We start from the raw sequence: 20,221 nt of genomic DNA, 5'->3' as shown, positions 1-20,221 counted from the left end.
GCCCTACACCGAGGAGCAATGGGCGGCGGTGATGGCGTTGGGCGATGCGGTCGATCAGGAGTTGGTCGACAACGACGTGCGCATGACCATGGGTGGTGAGCCAACGTTTGTGGCGGTGAATGACCGCGATGCACCGGAATGGAACACGGATGCCCTTGGCCCCACCAAACGTGGTTTTGCCACCGAATTGGTGCACAAACTGCGTCAGGAGTACGGTCAGGGCGGTTTTTTGCACTTTGGCCAAGGCAAGTGGTACCCCGGCGAGCAGTTGCCGCGCTGGGCGCTCAACATTTACTGGCGCACCGATCGCCAACCGGTGTGGGCCAATCCTGCGCTGTTTGCCGACGAGCGCGTGCCCAGCCACTACACCAGTGCCGACGCCCAGCGCTTCACCTCGCTGCTGGCGACCAAGCTCGGAGTCACGCCCAAGTTCATCCAGACCGCGTTTGAAGACACCTGGTATTACCTGTGGCGCGAGCGGCGTCTGCCAGTCAACGTCGACCCGTTTAACTCCAAACTCGACGACGAGATGGAGCGCGCCCGCCTGCGCCGGGTGTTTGAGCAAAAGCTCGACACGCCGATTGGCTATGTGCTGCCCATCAAGGTTGTGGGCTACGCCGAGTCGTACGGTGCCGCGTGGACCACCGGCCCGTGGTTTTTGCGTGATGAACGCATGTACCTGATGCCCGGCGACTCGCCGATGGGGCTGCGCCTACCGCTCGATTCGCTGCCCTGGGTCAGCGAAGCAGACTTTCCGTACATGATCGAGCAAGACCCGTCGACGCTGCGTGATGCACTGCCGGTCTACGAGACGATTTCAGCGCGTTACGTTAACGATAGCACTTTACGCAATAACGACGCGGGCTACGTCGCAGATTCAGGCATAAGTCAGACGCCGGGCCGGGCCGGCTTGAATCTGGGCGCAGCCAGACGTGCAGCGGCCCAAGCCGCAGTGGCGAGCGGACGCACCTCATCGACCGTGCCTTATATCGCCGGCAGCGGCCCGCAAAGCGAAGCTGCTCGCAAGTTCCAGAGTGCCAGCAGCTCAGCCAGTGTGTCTGCCGCCGATTTCAGCATTGCCGCGCAAAGCGCGTTGCAAGCCGAGCCCGCCGACTACGCCCGCGCACCCCAGCCCAATGAGTCAGCGCACTGGGTGACCCGCACCGCGCTGTGCGTGGAAGTGCGTGATCCCCGGCGTGCGAGCGGCCCCAAAGCCGAGGCGGTGGGTGAAAAATCCGGCGTGATTTACGTCTTCATGCCGCCGCTGGAGCGGCTCGAGTATTACCTGGATCTACTGGCCGCAGTTGAGGCCACGGCGCAGGAGCTGGGCGTCAAGATTGTGATCGAAGGCTACCCGCCCCCGCGCGATCCGCGCCTCAAACTCCTGAGCGTGACGCCCGACCCCGGTGTGATCGAGGTCAACATTCATCCGGTCACGCACTGGAAAGAGCTGGTTTACAACACCGAATTTTTGTACAACGCCGCATTCGAATCACGCCTCTCGGCCGAAAAGTTCATGACCGACGGGCGCCACACCGGCACTGGGGGCGGCAACCACTTTGTGATGGGTGGCGCGACCCCAGCGGACAGCCCGTTCTTGCGCAAACCCGAGCTGCTGGCCAGCCTGCTGTTGTATTGGCACAACCATCCATCACTGAGTTACCTGTTCAGCGGCATGTTCGTGGGACCCACCAGCCAGGCACCGCGTGTGGACGAGGCGCGCAACGACCAGTTGTATGAGCTGGAAATCGCCATCGAGCAGATTTACAAGAACCGTGAGCTGTACGGGCAGTCGATGCCACCGTGGCTGGTGGATCGCACTCTGCGCAACATCCTGATCGACGCCACTGGCAACACCCACCGCAGCGAGTTCTCGATCGATAAAATGTATTCGCCTGACTCCAGTACCGGCCGTCTGGGCCTGCTGGAATTGCGAGCATTCGAGATGCCGCCGCACCCCCACATGAGCAGCGTGCAGCAATTGCTGTTGCGCGCGCTGGTGGCACGTTTCTGGAAAACGCCTTACAAGGTACCCGCCACGCGCTGGGGGACCGAGTTGCACGACCGCTTCATGTTGCCCAAGTTCATCGAGATGGATTTTCACGACGTGATGGCTGAGATGCGCGCAGCAGGCTACGCTTTTGATGCGAGCTGGTTTGCGCCGCACGTCGAATTCCGCTTCCCGCTGATTGGTTCGGTCTGCGCGGCGGGCATCGAGATGACGCTGCGCAACGCGCTTGAGCCCTGGCATGTGATGGGCGAAGAAGGTGCGCCCGGTGGCACGGCACGCTATGTCGACTCGTCACTGGAGCGCATCGAGGTGCGTGTGACCGGCATGAACCAGAGCCGCTACGTGGTCACCTGCAACGGCCAGGCGATGTCGTTGCAGCCCACTGGCGTGGTCGGCGAATATGTGGCGGGTGTGCGCTACAAGGCCTGGAACCCGCCGAGCAGCCTGCACCCCAGCATTGGTGTGCATGCGCCGTTGGTGTTTGACATTGTCGACACCTGGATGAAGCGCTCGGTGGGCGGTTGCCAGTACCATGTGGCCCACCCTGGGGGGTTGAGCTACCAGGCGCTGCCGGTGAACGCCAACGAGGCCGAGAGCCGGCGCCTGTCGCGCTTTACGGTCGGCGGGCACACCCCGGGGACGCTGGTGGTGCCTCCCGCCACCATTAACGTCCCTGCCAGTAGGGAATTCCCGTTCACACTGGATTTAAGGCGGCGATAGACTCGCGTTTTTACCTCGCAAGGAGCGCCAAATGGCAACAAGCCAGCGCCTGCGGTGCTGGTGCGTGTTGTTGGACGCGCAGCGGGCGCCGATCACCCACCTTAGCCCGTGCTTGGCCGCCACGGATGGCACGCAGTTGGCATGAGTATTGATCGCTCGCTCGAGCAACGTGCCAGCAAGGCAATGCGACAGCCGGTCAAGCAGGATTTGCTGCGCCTTGCGTTTGAGCGGATGCCCTTGAATATGCTCATGACGACGGTGGGAACGCTGCTGTTCACGGGCCTTTGGTGGAGCACCTTTCCACATCGTCTGCTCGTGGTCTGGGCGGTCTCGATTCTGACCTTTAACGTGGTTATCCGCTATGTCTTGTGGTCCATGTTTCGCCGTTGGGGAGAGACTGACGCCAATGTGATCCCGTGGGCAAAGTTCTACCTGGTTCAAACCGCTCTTGCGGGGTCGGCATGGGGATTTGGCCCGGCGCTGATCATGCGCCAGTCGGTCGAGACAGAAGCGGCGCTGCTGGTCGCCATGCTGTTTGCCGTTTGCGGCGTCGCCATCAATACATTGTCGGCTCAGCGCCGTGCTTTGCAGGCTTTTATCGTGACCGCGATGCTGCCGCCCGCATTCTCCGCATGGGGTGCGCCCGGCAGCACCGGCGCGCTGGTCGCATACACGCTGCTGGGTGGCGCAGCCGTGTTGTTGATCATCGGTCAAAACACCAGCAATGCCACCTGGAAGCTGGTGGCCACCCAATTGCGCCTGCGCAGCATTCTGGAGACTGCGCTTGATGCCGCCATCGAGGCCGATGCCGACGACACCATCACGGACTGGAATCCGCGGGCCGAAACGATGTTTGGGTGGAGCAAAGCCGAGGTTCTTGGCAGGTCGCTGACCCACACCATCATCCCGCCGCAGCACCGCGCGACACACAGCGCGCGCATGGCCCGTTTCCTTGAATCGGGCGATGAAAACGACAAGAACCGGCTGATCGAGTTGATCGCCCTGCGCCGCGACGGCACTGAATTCCCACTCGAAATGGCCGTGACAGCGGTCAGGATTGGCAATACCTGGCAGTTCTTTGTGTTCGCGGCGGACATTTCCGAACGTAAGCACAATGCGCAGGCGCTCAAGGAGAGTGAGCAGAGTTTTCGCAATCTGATTGAACTTTCACCCGAGGCCATCGCAGTGGTTCGCGACGGTGTCGCCCTGTATGTAAACCCCGCCGCGATCAAAGTGTTTGGTGCGCTGGATGCGGGTCAACTCATCGGCAAACCTGCACTGGGTTGGGTGCAGCCGGAATTCCGCGCCAAATTCCTGCAGGGATTCACGCCGGAGCGATCCAACGACGACACCGTTCACACCTTTGACGCGGTTTTCCTGAAGATCGATGGCACGCCATTTGACGTCGCGGTGCAAAGCAAGACCTTGGTGTATGGCGGTAATCCGGCCATTTACATGTCCATGCGGGACATCACGCAAAGCAGAAAAGCCGACGAGGCCATGCGGATCGCCGCCACGGCCTTCGAGTCCCAGCAGGGCATGACCATCACCGATACCCACAATGTCATTTTGCGGGTCAACCGTGCCTTCACCGACATCACAGGCTACTCTGCCCAGGAGGCGGTGGGGCAAACACCACGCCTGCTGAGTTCCGGGCGCCACGACCCCCACTTTTATCAGGCCATGTGGCACGACATTCAGCAGACGGGAAAGTGGCAGGGTGAAATATGGAACCGTCACAAAGATGGCAACGTCTTTCCGGAATGGCTGACCGTCACTGCCGTCACCAATGAGGCAGGTCAGGTCACTCACTATGTCGGCGCTTTCAGTGACATCAGTCAAAAGAAGGAAGCCGAGAGTCAGATCAAGAATCTGGCCTTTTATGACCCGTTGACCGAGTTGCCCAACCGTCGGCTGCTGCTGGACCGACTGGAGCAGGCATTGGCGGGGGGCGCTCGACACAAAAAAGTCGGTGCACTGCTGTTCATTGACCTGGACAACTTCAAGAACATCAACGACACGCTGGGCCATCAGAAGGGTGACTTGTTGCTGCAGCAGGTGGCCAAACGCCTGTGTGCCAGCGTGCGTGAGGGTGACACGGTCTCGCGGCTCGGTGGTGACGAGTTTGTGCTGATGCTCGAAGAAATGGGCGACACTGCGCCGGAGGCGGCGGCACAGGCCGAAGTGGTCGGTGCGAAACTGCTGCAGGCCATTGGCGCAACGTATGTGATTCATCAGCGCGAATGCCGCACATCACCCAGCATCGGTGTTGCCCTGTTCACGGATCAGACCGAAAGTGTGGATGAATTGCTCAAACGCGCCGACATGGCCATGTACCAGGCCAAGGCGGCCGGGCGCAACACGGTGCGTTTTTTTGACCCGCGAATGCAGGCGGTGGTCGAAGCCAATGCGGTGATGGAAAGCGATTTAAGGCAGGCCCTGTCGCAACAACAGCTGAGCCTTCATTACCAGGCGCAGGTCGCTCCAGATGGCACCATCGTCGGTGCAGAAGCTCTCGTTCGCTGGCGACATCCCGTCAAAGGCATGATCTCTCCGGGTGAGTTCATTCCCGTTGCCGAGCAAACCGGGTTAATTCTGCCGCTAGGTCGATGGGTCTTGGAGACGGCCTGCAAACAGATCAGCCTCTGGTCAGAGCAACCTGGGCTCGGTGATCTGACGTTGTCGGTTAACGTCAGTGCCTTGCAATTTCGTCAGCCCGACTTCGTGGACCAAGTGCTGCAGATCCTGGCTCAAAGCAGTGCCAAACCGCAAGGACTGAAGCTCGAGCTCACGGAAAGCCTGCTGGTCAAAGATGTGGAGGACATCATCACCAAGATGACCGCACTCCAGGCCGTGGGGGTCGAATTTTCCCTCGACGACTTTGGCACGGGGTACTCATCATTGGCTTACCTGAGCCGCTTGCCCCTGGCACAGCTGAAGATTGATCAGGGTTTTGTCAGGGACATTGAATCCAGCGAAAACGCAGTCGCCATTTGTGCCGCAACCATCAGTCTGGCCCACAGTTTGAAGATGAAGGTTGTCGCCGAAGGCGTTGAGACCGGTGCACAACGTTATTTTCTGGGCACCGTGCACCATTGTGACCTGATGCAGGGTTACCTCTTCAGTCGGCCCCTGCCGCTTGACCAATTCGAGCAGTTCGCTCAGGCGAAACAATCGACTGGTAGCAAGCGATCAGCTGGCCTTGGTGTGCCGTAGCGCATCCCGGAGCTGCTGCACCTTGATCGCGAGCGAATCGGCAAACTCTTCCATCGACTGCCCGCTGCCTTCATACGCTTTCACCAGCGCCACTCGACGGGCACGCCGCTGCTCAACTTCGGCTATGGCATCTTCCAGCACCGCGCCAAGTGCCTCTTCGGGCGCTGGCACTCTTGCCAAATAGTCCTGCCGGGACAGTCCCGCTGCCTCATAGGCGGCCATCAGCTGCGTGCGCAGCTTGGGCTTGAGATCTTCGGTGCTGCGCGCCTGGCGCCGATGAAACAACTCCACGATGGACAAAAAGACATGCTCTGGTGCCACATCATCGACCGGCTGGCCCTGCAGGTCATGGCGTTTCAGGCCACTGGCCACACTTTGCAGATAACGTGTCGAGCGGGTATGCACACCCAGTGCAGCCTTGAGCCCTTCGCGCTGGAAGGACTCGGGGTGTGCAGCCAATATCTCTTGAAAGACACCCAGCTTCAAGGGCAGGAAGTGCTGTCCAAAAAGCTTCGGGTAAAGCTCAAACAGCTTTTCCAACACCGGTGCCACCGCCGCAAAACGGTCTTTGCGTGGCGCAGTGGCCGATATCGGTTTAACCGCCGCAGCCGGAGTCGCTGCCTCCAACTGGGCGATGGGTTCAGGTGCAATGGATTCAATGTGTGTTTCAGTCATGGCAAAGCGCAGTTCAATGAACCCGCGATTGTCATCCAAAGTGTCACTTCGCTGGCATACTCAAGCCCATGAATTCTGCCCATTTGCCGCATAGCCAGTTGCGCCAGCCTGCGACCAGCGTGCTGGATCTGCTGGCACACTATCGTGTGGCCGACGGGCATTTTGACGAGCTGCACGCGCGAGGGCCGCTCGAGCCCGGCGTCGGATCATTGGATGCTTCTGTTTATGAAGCAACTAATCAAGATCAGGCAAGCGCTTGGCGGCGTTTTTTTGAGCAACTGGCGTCCGATACCTCACTGGAGATGGAGCAGCGCAGCGCAGCACTGGCGCGTCAGGTGCGGGACAACGGGGTGACCTACAACGTCTATGCCGACGAAAACGGGCCGCAGCGACCGTGGTCACTCGATTTGTTTCCTTTGGTCGTTGACCCATCAACCTGGAACCGCATCGAAACCGGGGTGCAGCAACGGGTCCGTTTGCTTGAGTCGGTGATGGCCGACGTTTATGGGGCGCAGGACTTGCTGCGTTCAGGCTTGCTGCCACCGGCATTGGTACAGGGGCATCCGGGCTATGTGCGGGCCATGCATGGGGTCAAACCGGTGGGTGGCCGTTATCTGCACATTGCGGCCTTTGATCTGGCGCGCGGCCCCGACGGCAACTGGTGGGTGGTGGGGCAGCGCACGCAGGCGCCTTCAGGACTGGGTTATCTGCTGGAGAACCGGTTGGCTATTTCAGCACAGTTCGCGCCCGCTTTCGAAGCGCTCAATGTCCAGCGGCTGGCGGGCACCTACCGGGCACTGATGGACGGCCTGCGCGCCTGCAGCCCCCATGGAGCCCAGGCGCACCTGGCCCTGCTGACCCCGGGTCCTTACAACGAAACCTATTTTGAACACGCTTACCTGGCCCGCTATCTGGGTTTGACCTTGGTCGAAGGGAGCGACCTGCTGGTTCGCGATGAGCAGCTTTTTTTGAAAACCCTCAAAGGGCTGGTCCCGGTACACGGGCTGCTGAAACGGGTGGATGACCAGTATCTCGACCCGCTCGAATTGCGCGCCGACTCCTCGCTGGGTGTGCCGGGCTTGCTGCAGGCGATCCGGGCAGGCAATGTTCTGGTCGCCAATGCGCCGGGTTCGGCCTTTCTGGAATCACCTGCGTTGCTGGGTTTTTTGCCGGCCTTGTCGCGCCAGCTCACTGGCGAGGAACTGTCCTTGCCGGCGCTGCCCACCTGGTGGTGTGGTGAGCGTAGTGCCATGCTCGATGCCCTGCCACGCCTGCGTGAGTGTGCGGTCAAACCAACTTACCCAGGCTCGACCAGCCACGCCAGCTTTGATGCGTTGCTGGGTGCCCGGCAGACGCCCAAAGCGCTTGATGAATGGGCGGGTCGTATTCTGCGCCACCCCGAAGAACACACGATTCAAGCTTACACCCCGTTGTCGCAGATGCCTACCTGGCATAGCGGGCACGCATCAGCGGGCGAGTCCGGTGCCCTGCTGGCGCGCTCAGTGATGCTGCGGGTGTTTGCGGTGTCGGACGGTCCACAGGGGTGGCGGGTGCTGCCAGGCGGTCTGGCCCGCGTTGCCAGTGCCGGTGAGGAGATCGCGTCGATGCAGCGGGGTGGCAGCAGCGCCGACGTTTGGGCGCTCACTCAGGGCGATGTGGACCACAGTACCCTGCTGCAGCCGCACCTGACGCCTGAAAGTCTGATGCAACGCAAGCGCCTGATCACCAGTCGCGCTGCGGAAAATCTTTATTGGCTGGGCCGATACACCGAGCGCACCGAAAACACGCTGCGTTTGGCGAGTCTGACCCTCGAGTGTCTGCATGGCGAAGAGCAGAACTCGCCGCCGTTGCTGGCCTGGCTGGGACAGATGGCGCAAATCAATACCCTGGTGCTGCCGGGTGTGCCGACACCGGCCCAGGCAGCGCGCGTTTTTGAGCGTTCCCTGATCGACAGTCTGGGCAGTACCGACGGTGCCACCAGTGTCGGGTATTACCTGCGCGCGCTCAAAATGGCGGCGTCCAGCGTCCGTGAACGCTTGTCGCAGGAGCACTGGCGCATCATCACGCGAGCCGAAGAAGAGCTGTTTCACCGCTTTGCCGATCACCGTCGGCGCAGCGAGCGGTCCAGTTTGCAGGCGCGTCAGATTCTTCGCGACACAGGCGAGCACATGGCCGCCATTACCGGCTCGCAAACCGATCGGATGACGCGAGACGATGGTTGGCGCCTGCTGAGCATTGGCCGGCACATTGAACGACTGGCGTTTTTGTCCTCGTCCCTGAGTTGCGCCCTGCGCTGTGGCAGCCTGGAGTCCGAGGGCGGCTTTGATGCCATGATTGAGCTGTTTGACAACGCCATCACCTTTCACGCGCAGTTTCAGCAAAGCCGCGACATGGCGGCGCTGATCGACCTGCTGGTGATTGACCGCGACAACCCACGCTCGGTCTCATGGGTTGCACACACCTTGCGCGGACGCCTGGCCAAGCTGGCGGGCAGTGAGCCAACCGAGCTCAGCGCGTTGTCTTTGAAAGTGCCCAACCCCAATGCCTGGGGCTTGGCCCAGTTGTGTGAACGCACGCCTGATTTGGCGACACCGCTCGAGGATATGCTGCCGGTCATGGCAACCGGAGTACCGCCACGCTACGATCTGTTGCGCGAATTGTTGCGCCAGTGCAACGTCGCTGCTTACGCGGTGTCTGAAGAAATCAGCGCTACCTATTTCACCCATTCCGGCTTGGCCAATCGCAGTCTGGGTGCGTCATGAGGCTGCAGATCACCCACGACACGGTCTACGACTACAGTCCGGCGGTTGAAACTGCCCAGCACATGGTGTACCTGACGCCGCTGGATTCACCGACACAACGCTTGCTCGAACATCGTCTCGATATTCAGCCCAGGCCTGAGACGGTTCGCGTGATGCACGATGTATTTGGCAACACGCGCGGGTTTTTCTCTTTGCAGCTGGCACATCGACAGTTGCATGTGCAGGCGTTCAGCCAAGTGCAAACCCAGCCCAGTCTTCTGCCCGACAGTCGAATCGCCTGGGAGCTGGTACGTGAGCGCTTTCGTTATAACGCGGGGTCTACCTTTGATGCGGCCAATGAGTTTGTTTTTCCGTCATCGATGGTGCCTTGTCAGAGTGAGTTTGCTCAATATGCGCGTCCCAGCTTTGCCACGGGGGTCGGATTGCTCGCCGCCGCCGTCGATCTGATGAATCGCATTCACCGCGAATTCACGTATGAGAGTCAGAGCACCGAAATCAATACGCCGGCACTCCAGGCATTGCAGCAACGTAAGGGCGTATGTCAGGATTTTGCGCACATTTTTGTCGCCTGTTTGCGCGCGTTGGGATTGGCAGCGCGATATGTCAGTGGCTATCTGTTGACGGTGCCCGCGCCCGGAGCGCTCAAGTTGCGGGGCAGCGACGCCTCGCATGCCTGGGCCAGTGTGTATGTGCCTGATTTGCCGGAAGGGCAACGCTGGGTGCATCTGGACCCCACCAATGACCGTGCTGGCTGGCACAGTCCGGGCGAGGACTACGTGGTGCTTGCGGTGGGACGCGATTTTTCAGACGTATCCCCCATGCGCGGGGTCATCCATGGCGGGGCCAACCATATTCTGACGGTTGGGGTGACCGTCGAGCCCATGACGGCGACCGTGCCCGAACCCGCTTCGCGTGATGCACAGTTTCAGACGCAGTCGCGCCTGTCAGGGTCAAACCAAAGCCAAAGCCAAAGCCAGAGTCAGTCCTAACAATTTATATAGCAAACAAGTCTTATAGAATAAGCGCCAGGGTCAGTTTTTATCAATAATTCAAAGGAGTTTTCATGAGTGTGTATGCGAAACTTGCCGAACTCGGCATCACCTTGCCACCGGTGGCTGTGCCGGCCGCCGCTTATGTGCCATTTGTGCAAACTGGCAGGCTGGTGTTCCTGAGTGGCCATCTTGCCAAGCAAGACGGCAAAGTCTGGGTGGGCCAACTGGGCAAAACCGTGAGTACCGAAGAAGGCAAGGCCGCCGCCCGTAGCATCGCCATTGAACTGTTGGGCACCCTGCACGCTGCTGTCGGTGACCTGAACCGGGTCACCCGCATCGTCAAGCTGATGTCACTGGTGAATTCCACCCACGACTTCACTGAGCAACATCTGGTCACCAACGGTGCCAGTGAACTGATCGCCCAGGTGTTCGGTATCCGGGGTGCTCACGCCCGAAGCGCCTTTGGTGTGGCCCAGATCCCGCTGGGTGCCTGTGTTGAGATCGAGATGATTGCCGAGGTCGAAGCATCCGTGTAGGACTTGTGCGCATCGTCGCACGTCAATCAAAACGTCTCCCAACCCTCATCTGCGGCTGCCGCCTTGGCGGGTGCGGGGGCTGCTTTGGCCGGCGCTGGCTTGTTGGCCAGCATGGGCCGGGCAGCAGGCCTGGCTTGAGTGCCAGAGGCATTGCCCAGTTTTTTGGGCGCTGGCGTGGCGGCGAGTTGCGCCGGTCGTGGGCGCGGCAACTGAGTCGCACGCTGATGTGACAACTGGGCCGGCCGGGGAGTGACATCGCGCATCGGCATTTGCCGCATCGCCAGCTGGTTGTGGCCCGTCTTGAACGCCGCCACAGCTTGTGCCAGTTGTTGTGCCTGATCGCGCAGGCTCTCTGCCGCAGCGGCGCTTTGCTCAACCAGAGCAGCATTTTGCTGCGTCATTTGGTCCAGATTGCCAATGGCATGGTTGATACCAGAAATCTCTGAACTTTGTTCGTTGGAGGTCGAGGTGATCTGGCCTATCACCGACGCGACCTGACGGACAGACTGCACGATGTCATTCATGGTGACACCTGCATCCGACACCAGCTGCGTGCCTGAAGACACCTTGTCGACCGACGTATTGATCAGCATCTTGATCTCTTTGGCGGCCTCGGCACTGCGCTGCGCCAGGCTGCGCACCTCACTGGCCACCACGGCAAACCCCCTGCCCTGTTCACCCGCGCGCGCTGCCTCGACCGCAGCGTTGAGTGCCAGGATGTTGGTTTGAAAGGCAATGCCGTCAATGACTCCGATGATGTCGGCAATCTTGCGACTGCTGGTGTTGATGTCTTCCATGGTGCTGACCACCTGCCGCACCACCTCGCCACCCCGCTCGGCCACCGACGAGGCATTGGCCGCCAACTGACTGGCCTGGCGGGCATTGTCAGCGCTGACTTGCACGGTTTGTGTCAAGTGCCCCATGCTGGACGCAGTGGATTGCAGATTGCTCGACGTTTGCTCGGTGCGCGATGCCAGATCGTTGTTGCCAGCGGCAATCTGGTTGCTGGCGCTGGCAATGCCATCGGTACTCTGGCGCACCTGGTTGACCATCTGCCCGAGCGACTGGTTCATGCTGCTCAGCGATTTCATCAACTCGCCAAACTCGTCGCTGCGCGATGTATCGATTTGCATGCTGAGATCACCCTGGGCAATTTTTGCTGCGAGTTCATTCGCCACAATCAATGGCTGCCGAATCGACCGGATCAACCAGGCCGCACCGGCCAGAATGCCAACAACCAGTAAAAACATCAGGCCACTGGCTAGAAAAATCAGGTCTTTGGCACGTTGACCGTAACTGGCTTTGAGCGCATCGTAGGACTGCTCTTGCGCCGCCACAAAATCAAGCTGGGACTTTTGATACGCGTCCATGGCAGGCTGATACACCGTACTGAGCGTGGTGGCCAATTCTTCCGTCAGGCCGTCAGCACGCTGCTTCATGGCGATTGCCCGGGCATCGAGTACCCGTTTACGGTGATCTGCAATGGTCTCCAACATCTTGCGATCTTGAGCCGTCAGGTCACCAGCTTCGATCCCTTGCTGGATCTTGCCGATCTGAGCGGAGGTTACCGCCAACGCGTCCTTCAGCCCGTCCGCAACCGCCGGATCACTGCCAAGCAGCACGGCATGCGATCGGGCGGCATTGGTTTGCGTCAGGCCGGCCCACTGAATGGCCTGTTTGGTGCGCGAGTTGAGCTTGTCAAGTGCCTCATTGCTGGCAGCACGATCACTGGAAGACCGCCATGCGGTAAAGCCCACCACCACCAGAATACCCAGCACAATCGCAAAGCTGGACAGCCACAACTTGGAAGCAAGGCGAAGATTGAGCAGGTTCATGGGTATCTCCAGGGTTCTTGACGACAAGCCGAGCACAGAAAGTCAGTCAGATTCAAAGACGCTGATCTTAGCGCGCTGTACCGGACGCAGGCCACTCAAATTCGAGAAACATCCTGATCAGCGACTGCTGCAAGCTGCGATAAACTCACCAGTTGGGGTGCGATTTCGTGCAACGGCACCAGAACAAAGGCGCGTTGGAGCATCCGGGGGTGTGGCAAAGCCAGTTCGATGCTGTTGAACTGACAATCGTCAAACAACAAGATGTCAATATCCAGTGTCCTGGGGGCATTGCGAAACGGTCGCTCGCGACCTGCAAGCAACTCCAGGTTCTGCAGCGCTGCCAGCAAATCATGCGGCGTCATGCCGGTCGCGATCGACACCACTGCATTGACAAAATCCGGACCTTTTGCATCCACCGGCGCAGTACGGTAAAAACTGGAGCTATTCTGCAGTTGAGTTAACGGCAACTGGCCAATTTGTCCGATCGCCCAGCTCAGCGTCGCCAACGCATCACCCAGATTGGCACCCAGTCCCAGATAAACTGGCACCGTCATCAGGTCTCAGACGCCGGGCCGGGGTCTCCACCCTGACCATTGCCGCTACCCGTATGGGCGCCTTGTGGGTTGCGCCGACGTCGGCGACGTTTGCGCGGAGCAGTGGTCTCTGATGCGCCCACAGCGGCTGGATCAGTCGCGCTCGGCAATGGCATGTCGGCGGCATCAACGGCGTGCGCTTTGGGCAATCGGGCCACCCGTGGTGCCCGCTGGCGCTGTTGCTGTTCCAGTTTGACCTCATCGACCATGTCACGACGCAGGTTGTCGTCGGCCATGCTGAACTCCTCCCACCAGTCAGACAGCACTTCGTCGAGTTCGCCGTTCTCGGCACGCAGGCGCATGAAGTCAAACGCAGCGCGGAAACGGGGTTGCTCCACCAGCCCGAATGGTGCGCTGCCTACCCGCTTCTCAAAGCGGGGCTGCATCAGCCAGATCTCGCGCATGTCACCGGCCAGCTTGCCTCGGCCTGAAACATCGCCGATACGCGCTGCAAATACGTCCTCAATGGCGTCCACCAGGGCCGGGTGGGCATGCTGGCTCTGTTGGTGCACCGCCCATCCATCTCGAACATCTGCCCACAAGGCGCACGCCAGCAAAAAGCTAGGAGCCACCGGCTTACCTTCGCCGACACGGCGGTCGGTGTCTTGCAACGCGGCATGAACAAAGGGTGTGTCCGCGCGTTGCACCACCACGTCAAGCAGCGGATAAATGCCCTGCGCCATGCCCAGTGCCCTGAGTTGGGCAATTGACGCCAGCGAATGGCCGGTTTGCAATAGCTTGAGCATCTCGTCAAACAACCGGCTTTGCGGCACATCGGCCAGCAATTCCCGCGACTTGATCAGTGGGGTCGCGGTCTTTGGGTCCAGCGAGAAACCCAATGGATGCAGTTTGGCCGCAAAACGTACCGCCCGGATGATGCGTACCGGGTCTTCGCGATACCGTGTCGCTGCGTCGCCAATCATCCGGATGACCCGTGCTTTGGCGTCCTTGATACCGTGATGGTAGTCCACCACAATCTCACGCTGCGGGTCGTAGTACATGGCATTGATGGTGAAGTCGCGCCGCGCTGCGTCTTCTTCCTGGGGACCCCAAACGTTGTCGCGCAGCACCCGACCGGTGGAGTCGACAGCGTGCTTCATGCCAGCCAGGTCATTCTTGCTGGTTTTCTCATTGCCCGCCACCTGTTCAGCTGCGGCATTGTCGAGGTAGGCCCGAAAGGTCGAGACCTCGATCACCTCGTGCTCGCGCCCGCGACCGTACACCACATGAACAATGCGAAAACGCCGCCCGATGATGAAGGCGCGACGAAACAGGTTCTTCACCTGTTCGGGAGTGGCGTTGGTCGCGACATCAAAATCCTTGGGCGCCAAGCCCAGCATTAGGTCGCGCACCGCACCGCCTACGATATAGGCCTCAAAACCGGCATCTTTGAGTGTGCGCAGCACATTCAGCGCCCGGTCATCCACCAGCTTGGGGTTGATGCCATGAACCTCGGGGCCGATCTCCTCACGTTTTCCGAAAGGATTTTTGGCTTTGGCGGGAGACTTGCCCAGTAGTTTGTCGATGAATCTTTTAATCATTGTGTAATTCCGTGGAAGCCCGCTTGCCTTGGCAAAGAAAGACGCCGATGCTCACGCAAAGAGCTCGAGTATGCGCCAGCCACGCGCCAGGGCGATCGCACGCAGGCGCTCGTCCGGGTTGGTTGCCACTGGATGGTTGACGTGTTCGAGCAACGGCAGGTCGTTGATCGAGTCCGAATAGAACGTCGTTTCCACATCGTCCCAGCCGAGTTGGCGCTGTGTCAGCCATTGCTGTACGCGGGTGATTTTGCCCTCACGGAAGGACGGCGTTCCCTCAATCTCGCCGGTAAACCAATGACTCTGTGGGTCGCGGGCCAGATTGACCGCAATCAGTTCGGATACCCCAAAGGCGTGGGCGATCGGGCGGGTGACGAACTCATTGGTGGCGGTTACGATCAGCACGCCATCACCCGCCATCTGATGCCGTCGCACCAGCTGAAGGGCTTGGGGATGGATCACTTTCTGAATCACATCCCGCATGAAGAGGCTGTGAACTGCCTCTGACTTTATAGCACTGTGCTGGCGCAGTGCCTGCGTGGCAAAGCGAATGTAGGCATGAATGTCCATTGTGCCGGCGCGATACTGAGCGAAAAATTCCTCGTTGCGGCGGTTGAAATCGCTGGGGTCATTCCAGCCCAAGGCAGTGGTGAAAACACCCCACTCGTAGTCCGAATCGACCGGAATCAGCGTATGGTCCAGATCAAAAAGTGTCAGTTTCATCGTATCGGGCCCGTTCAGGCATTGTCCATCATGGTTTTGATCAAGGGGATGGTAATGGCCCGGCGCGTTTGCAGGGCATAACCGTCCATCAGATCCAGCAGTTCCATCAAACTGCCCAGGTCGCGGCTGAAGCGGGTCAGCATGAAAGCCATCACTTCGTCACTGAGCTGCAAGCCGCGTGATTGGGCGCTGGCGCGCAGCACGGCCCGGCGATCAGATTCGTCCAGCGGATGCAGCGCAAATACATGGCCCCAGCCCAGACGGGTGCGCAGATCGTCACGCAATGGCAGGTCAGCTGGCGGCAATCGACCCGCGGCGATGACCGCTACCCGATGGGTTTGCGCGTTGATAAACCAATTGAAGGCGAGGTGCTGGCGACCCGAATCGAATGCCTGAACGTCATCCATCAGCACGGCAGACCAGTGTTCGTCAAACTCGCCAGGCGTTGGGTCAGAGGCATCCAGCCAGCCCACCGTCTGCCCCAGCGCGGCCAAACTCGCACCAACCGCACGCAGCAAATGGGTTTTGCCGCTACTGTTGTCGCCCCACAAATAAGTCGGAACCGGGGAACGCACGCTGCCGATGCCCGATTGTCCAAGCCAGATTTGCAGATGTTGCCATGCGGCGAGATTGGGGCCGGCGCAAAAATTGGCCATTGTGGGGCCCTGGCCCAAGCGCATGTCGAGCACCAGTTGCTGCATCATCGGATGCTCATTCCTGGTACAGCGGACTGCTCATATAGGCCGTGCGCAAACGGCGGATGGCAACCAACAAAACTGCACTCAGCGGCAACGCGATCAACACGCCGACAAAGCCCAGCAGATGCCCAAAGGCCATCAGGGCAAAAATCACGGCCAGCGGGTGCAGGCCGATGCGCTCACCGACCAACCGAGGAGTCAGGACAAAGCTCTCCAGCAACTGCCCCAGTCCATACACCACTGCCACCATCACCAGCACACTCACATGTCCGGCTTGCGCCGAAAACTCGAGAAACCCGGCCAGAAATGCCAAAATCAAACCCAAACCAAAGCCCACATAGGGAATCGCCACCGCCAGACCGGTAAACACACCAATCGGCAAGGCCAGATCGAGTCCAAACAGGGCCAAGCCGACGCTGTAAAACACCGCCAACACCAGCATCACCAGAATCTGCCCGTGCAGGTATTGGCCCAGTACATCATCGGCCTCGTGGGTGAAACTGTCGACGGCTGGACGCATTCCTGGTGGAACCAGAGTGTGCAAACTATCCTCCAGACGTCGCCAGTCCATCAACAAATAAAACAGGACCACCGGGATCAGCACCGCGTTTCCTAACACCGACAGTGCCACACTGCCGCCCATTTTGACCGAGGCCAACAGTTGCCCCACGCTGTCTTGCATGTTGGTACTGAGGTGTTCCATCAAAACCCCCCGGATTCCCACCACGTCAAGCGACACATGCAAGCCCAGCGCGGCCAGTTTTGGCGACAAAAAATCATTGACCTGATGTAAGAGTGGTGGTACCTGCTCGCGCAGCAATGGCATCTGTTTGACCAGAATTGGCACAATCAGCAAGGCAATAGACAACAACAACAGCAAAAACACCAGTTCCACCAGCACCACCGCAAGCAGGCGTGGCAATCGGCCCTGCCCCAGTTTGTCCAGCCAGTCAACCACTGGTGTCAAGGCATACGCCAGAATAGCCGCCACCACAAACGGTGTGAGCACTGGCGCCAGCAACCAGAGTACGGTCACCAGGCCCAGCAAGACCGCAGCCCATGCTGCGGCACGCTTTTGTGTAGAAGTGAATTGCATCAGCAGGCGGTACTCTAAAATCGGTACAAATTCTATCGGGCTTGGACGATGCGACAGATTCGCCGTGCAGCCCTGTCATTGACCCCACCCCATTCGCTCGGATCGAAATCCACATGACTGCATCCACTACACCCCCCAGCGCTCTTTCTTACAAGGATGCTGGCGTTGACATCGACGCGGGCGACGCCCTGGTTGAACGCATCAAGCCGCTCGCCAAAAAGACCATGCGTGAGGGCGTACTGGCCGGTATCGGCGGTTTTGGTGCCCTGTTTGAGGTACCCAAACGCTTCAAGGAACCGGTGCTGGTTAGCGGAACTGACGGGGTCGGCACCAAGCTCAAACTCGCTTTTGAATGGCAAATGCACGACACAGTGGGCATTGACCTGGTTGCGATGAGCGTCAATGATGTGCTGGTGCAAGGTGCTGAACCCTTGTTCTTTCTGGATTATTTTGCCTGTGGCAAGCTCGATGTCGACACGGCTGCGGCGGTGGTGGGTGGTATTGCCAAAGGGTGCGAATTGTCCGGTTGCGCGTTGATTGGTGGCGAAACGGCCGAGATGCCTGGTATGTACCCGGCTGGTGAGTACGATCTGGCCGGCTTTGCCGTCGGTGCAGTAGAAAAGTCCAAGATTCTGACTGGCGCGCAAGTGCAACCCGGCGATGTTGTGCTGGGCCTGGCGTCCAGTGGGGTGCATTCCAACGGCTTCAGCCTGGTGCGCAAGTGTATTGATCGGGCACAGGCAGCCGGATCCATTCCAGCAACACTGGACGGCAAACCGTTCAAGGACGCCTTGATGGAACCGACCCGCCTCTATGTCAAGAACGTGCTTGCTGCACTGGCCCACCACCCGATCAAGGCCCTGGCGCACATCACCGGCGGCGGTCTGCTGGAAAACATTCCGCGCGTACTGCCTGAAGGTACAGCGGCACATCTGGTCAAAGGCAGCTGGCCACAAAGTGAACTGTTTGCCTGGCTGCAAGCCACTGCTGGCATTAATGACTTTGAAATGAACCGTACCTTCAACAACGGTATTGGCATGGTGGTGGTCATCGATGCCAATCACGCTTCAGCATGTGCCGACCAGTTACGCCAAGGAGGCGAAACCGTCTACCAGATTGGAGTTATAGCTCCGATCAACGGTGGTGGTGCTGTTGAAATTGGCAAAGCTTAAGAAATGAGGTTCGAAAACTGCAGAGTGACAGTGGTACCAACACCGAGTTCGCTGTCTATAGTCACACTTCCTCGGTGCAAAGCCATAATTTCAGAGACGATGGCCATCCCAAGTCCGGTACCAGGAACCTTGCCAGAGGTGTCTGCACGGTAAAAGCGTTCCCCGACGCGTGCCTTTTGTTTCGAAGTCATACCGATTCCACGGTCGCTTACACTGATCGCTACGCCCTCAGCGCGCTGGTCAATCTGGATCAACACGCCAGTCGGCACCATAGAGTACTTGTAGGCATTAGAAATCACGTTTAGCAGGGCTTGCGACGCTTTCTTTGGATCCACGACAAAGTTAAGTTCTTGGCTTGGCGCGATGATGCTTGGCGCCATTCGATCGTTTGGCAACCTGTAACTGGCAACGACTTCGTTCACCAAATTCGTTACCGATATCATCTGCATCACAAAGTCCTTACCACGGCGTGCCTCAATACGTGCCAGGTCCAGCAGTTCATTCAGAATCGACGCCATAAGCTCAGACTGCCTGTGGATGATTCCGAGAAACTCCTTCCTGCTCGCCTCATCTACCTCTTCCCCTAACAGCATTTCCGCAAAGCCATAAATACTGGCCATCGGAGTGCGCAGTTCGTGTGCCGCGGTGCTTAGAAATTCGCTTTTGAGACGGTCAACCTCCGTTTCGATGGTTATATCCCGCAAGTGAAGTATTTGCGACACAGGTTGTTCCCTGGACTCCCGCAAACCAAGTGACAACACCCGAGTTTGCCCACCCGGTTGCCCAGCTTGCGGAGAGATCTCAATCACATGGCGTTTGGCTAGTCTGTTTTCAGACTTTGATTCTGCGCGCAAGGCAGCTATCCCAGAGAATCTGGCATCCTTGGTACAGAGATCGGCGAGTTGCATGGAAAACGCAGTTTCATCGAGCCCAAGAACCTGTTCCTCGCTAAGCCCTGTCATGCTGGTGAACGCTGGGCTGATGTATTTGACCACGTGAGAGGTATCAAAGGACACGAATCCGTCCGGGCTGAGTGCAAAGATCGCGTCAAGTTGTGCACTATGCTCATTCACCAGTGCCTGGGCGGCTTTGCGGGCGGTAATGTCGATGCGGTTGCCGACGGTAAAGCCACTTGGTGTTCGGGATTCGACAATCAGTAGCCAACGCCCATCAGCAAGGCGCTGTTCGATCACCTCACCGCTGGCCGCCTGATGTTGCCGCAGCCGTTGAATGACCCATTCTTCGATGTCGCCATTGGCAGCAGCGTACTGGCCTCGTAGGGCACCACCTCGGATGATTTCTTCAAAGGTATTGCCTTCTACTATGAGGTCTTGGCTGGTTTCGTAGATTCGTTTGTAAGACTCATTGCATAGATAGAGCCGGTCGTTTTCATCGTAGATTGTGAACCCCTGTGCAATGCTGTTAACCGACTCACGCAGCAACTGGTTTGACCGTTCCGCTTCCAGCTGGGCAGCCTTGCGTTCACTGATATCAACAAAACTGCCAACCATTCGGACTGGATTGCCATGTGCATCACGTTCAACGACATCTCCCCGATCTTCGACCCATACGAGTTGACCATCGCTTAGCTGCATGCGGTGCTCGCTTTGGTAGCGTCCTCCTCCCGCCAGGCACGAGTGCAGCTTTTCAATGA

General features: G+C 58.9%; 14 protein-coding genes. 6 read left to right on the top strand and 8 right to left on the bottom strand.

The window, feature by feature from the left end; translation table 11 throughout:
* On the top strand, nucleotides 1-2,731 hold a 2,731-nt coding region (locus KBF66_RS14550; protein ID WP_296658442.1), incomplete at its 5' end, for a transglutaminase family protein.
* 141 nt (nucleotides 2,732-2,872) lie between these two features.
* A complete protein-coding gene (locus KBF66_RS14545; protein WP_296658439.1) occupies nucleotides 2,873-5,947 on the top strand; it encodes a bifunctional diguanylate cyclase/phosphodiesterase in 3,075 nt (1,024 codons plus the stop codon).
* Here KBF66_RS14545 and KBF66_RS14540 read toward each other — a convergent pair.
* Nucleotides 5,924-6,622, bottom strand: a complete 699-nt coding sequence (locus KBF66_RS14540; RefSeq protein ID WP_296658436.1) for a ProQ/FINO family protein — start codon at nucleotides 6,620-6,622, stop codon at nucleotides 5,924-5,926. The genes KBF66_RS14545 and KBF66_RS14540 overlap by 24 nt on opposite strands.
* Nucleotides 6,623-6,690: 68 nt before the next feature.
* On the opposite strand from KBF66_RS14540, the gene KBF66_RS14535 reads away from it, so the two are divergent.
* From KBF66_RS14535 to KBF66_RS14525, 3 genes are all read left to right on the top strand, one after another.
* Nucleotides 6,691-9,384 carry a circularly permuted type 2 ATP-grasp protein gene (locus KBF66_RS14535; protein WP_296658432.1) on the top strand — a complete coding sequence of 898 codons (2,694 nt, stop codon included), beginning with the start codon at nucleotides 6,691-6,693 and terminating at the stop codon, nucleotides 9,382-9,384.
* Entirely contained in the window at nucleotides 9,381-10,373 is a 993-nt protein-coding gene (locus tag KBF66_RS14530; protein ID WP_296658429.1) for a transglutaminase family protein, read from the top strand. Before KBF66_RS14535 ends, KBF66_RS14530 begins: the two co-directional genes overlap by 4 nt.
* Before the next feature lie 74 nt (nucleotides 10,374-10,447).
* A complete protein-coding gene (locus KBF66_RS14525; protein WP_296658426.1) occupies nucleotides 10,448-10,912 on the top strand; it encodes a RidA family protein in 465 nt (154 codons plus the stop codon).
* 26 nt (nucleotides 10,913-10,938) lie between these two features.
* Here KBF66_RS14525 and KBF66_RS14520 read toward each other — a convergent pair whose 3' ends face one another.
* The 6 genes from KBF66_RS14520 to KBF66_RS14495 all read right to left on the bottom strand — a co-directional run bounded on the left by KBF66_RS14520 (nucleotide 10,939) and on the right by KBF66_RS14495 (nucleotide 17,395).
* On the bottom strand, nucleotides 10,939-12,747 hold the full coding sequence (locus tag KBF66_RS14520) for a methyl-accepting chemotaxis protein (protein ID WP_296658423.1): 1,809 nt from the start codon (nucleotides 12,745-12,747) through the stop codon (nucleotides 10,939-10,941).
* Between the two features lie 95 nt (nucleotides 12,748-12,842).
* Nucleotides 12,843-13,301 (bottom strand): 2-amino-4-hydroxy-6-hydroxymethyldihydropteridine diphosphokinase, encoded by a 459-nt coding sequence (gene folK / locus KBF66_RS14515; protein ID WP_296658420.1) that lies wholly within the window; start codon nucleotides 13,299-13,301, stop codon nucleotides 12,843-12,845.
* Nucleotides 13,301-14,881, bottom strand: coding sequence for a polynucleotide adenylyltransferase PcnB (pcnB, locus tag KBF66_RS14510; protein ID WP_296658416.1), 1,581 nt, complete (start codon nucleotides 14,879-14,881; stop codon nucleotides 13,301-13,303). Before pcnB ends, folK begins: the two co-directional genes overlap by 1 nt.
* Nucleotides 14,882-14,932: 51 nt before the next feature.
* A complete protein-coding gene (locus KBF66_RS14505) occupies nucleotides 14,933-15,601 on the bottom strand; it encodes an HAD family hydrolase (protein ID WP_296658413.1) in 669 nt (222 codons plus the stop codon).
* Between the two features lie 14 nt (nucleotides 15,602-15,615).
* Entirely contained in the window at nucleotides 15,616-16,302 is a 687-nt protein-coding gene (gene hda, locus KBF66_RS14500) for a DnaA regulatory inactivator Hda (protein ID WP_296658445.1), read from the bottom strand.
* 10 nt (nucleotides 16,303-16,312) lie between these two features.
* Nucleotides 16,313-17,395, bottom strand: coding sequence for an AI-2E family transporter (locus tag KBF66_RS14495; RefSeq protein ID WP_296658410.1), 1,083 nt, complete (start codon nucleotides 17,393-17,395; stop codon nucleotides 16,313-16,315).
* Between the two features lie 113 nt (nucleotides 17,396-17,508).
* On the opposite strand from KBF66_RS14495, the gene purM reads away from it, so the two are divergent.
* Nucleotides 17,509-18,567 carry a phosphoribosylformylglycinamidine cyclo-ligase gene (gene purM, locus KBF66_RS14490; protein ID WP_296658408.1) on the top strand — a complete coding sequence of 353 codons (1,059 nt, stop codon included), beginning with the start codon at nucleotides 17,509-17,511 and terminating at the stop codon, nucleotides 18,565-18,567.
* On the opposite strand, the gene KBF66_RS14485 is transcribed toward purM, so the two are convergent.
* A partial coding sequence (locus tag KBF66_RS14485) for an ATP-binding protein (protein ID WP_296658406.1) occupies nucleotides 18,564-20,221 on the bottom strand: 1,658 nt, incomplete at its 5' end. The genes purM and KBF66_RS14485 overlap by 4 nt on opposite strands.

Source organism: Rhodoferax sp. (assembly GCF_018063565.1).
In the GTDB taxonomy this organism is placed as follows: domain Bacteria; phylum Pseudomonadota; class Gammaproteobacteria; order Burkholderiales; family Burkholderiaceae_C; genus Rhodoferax.
This window is presented reverse-complemented; position numbering and strand designations above follow the sequence as displayed.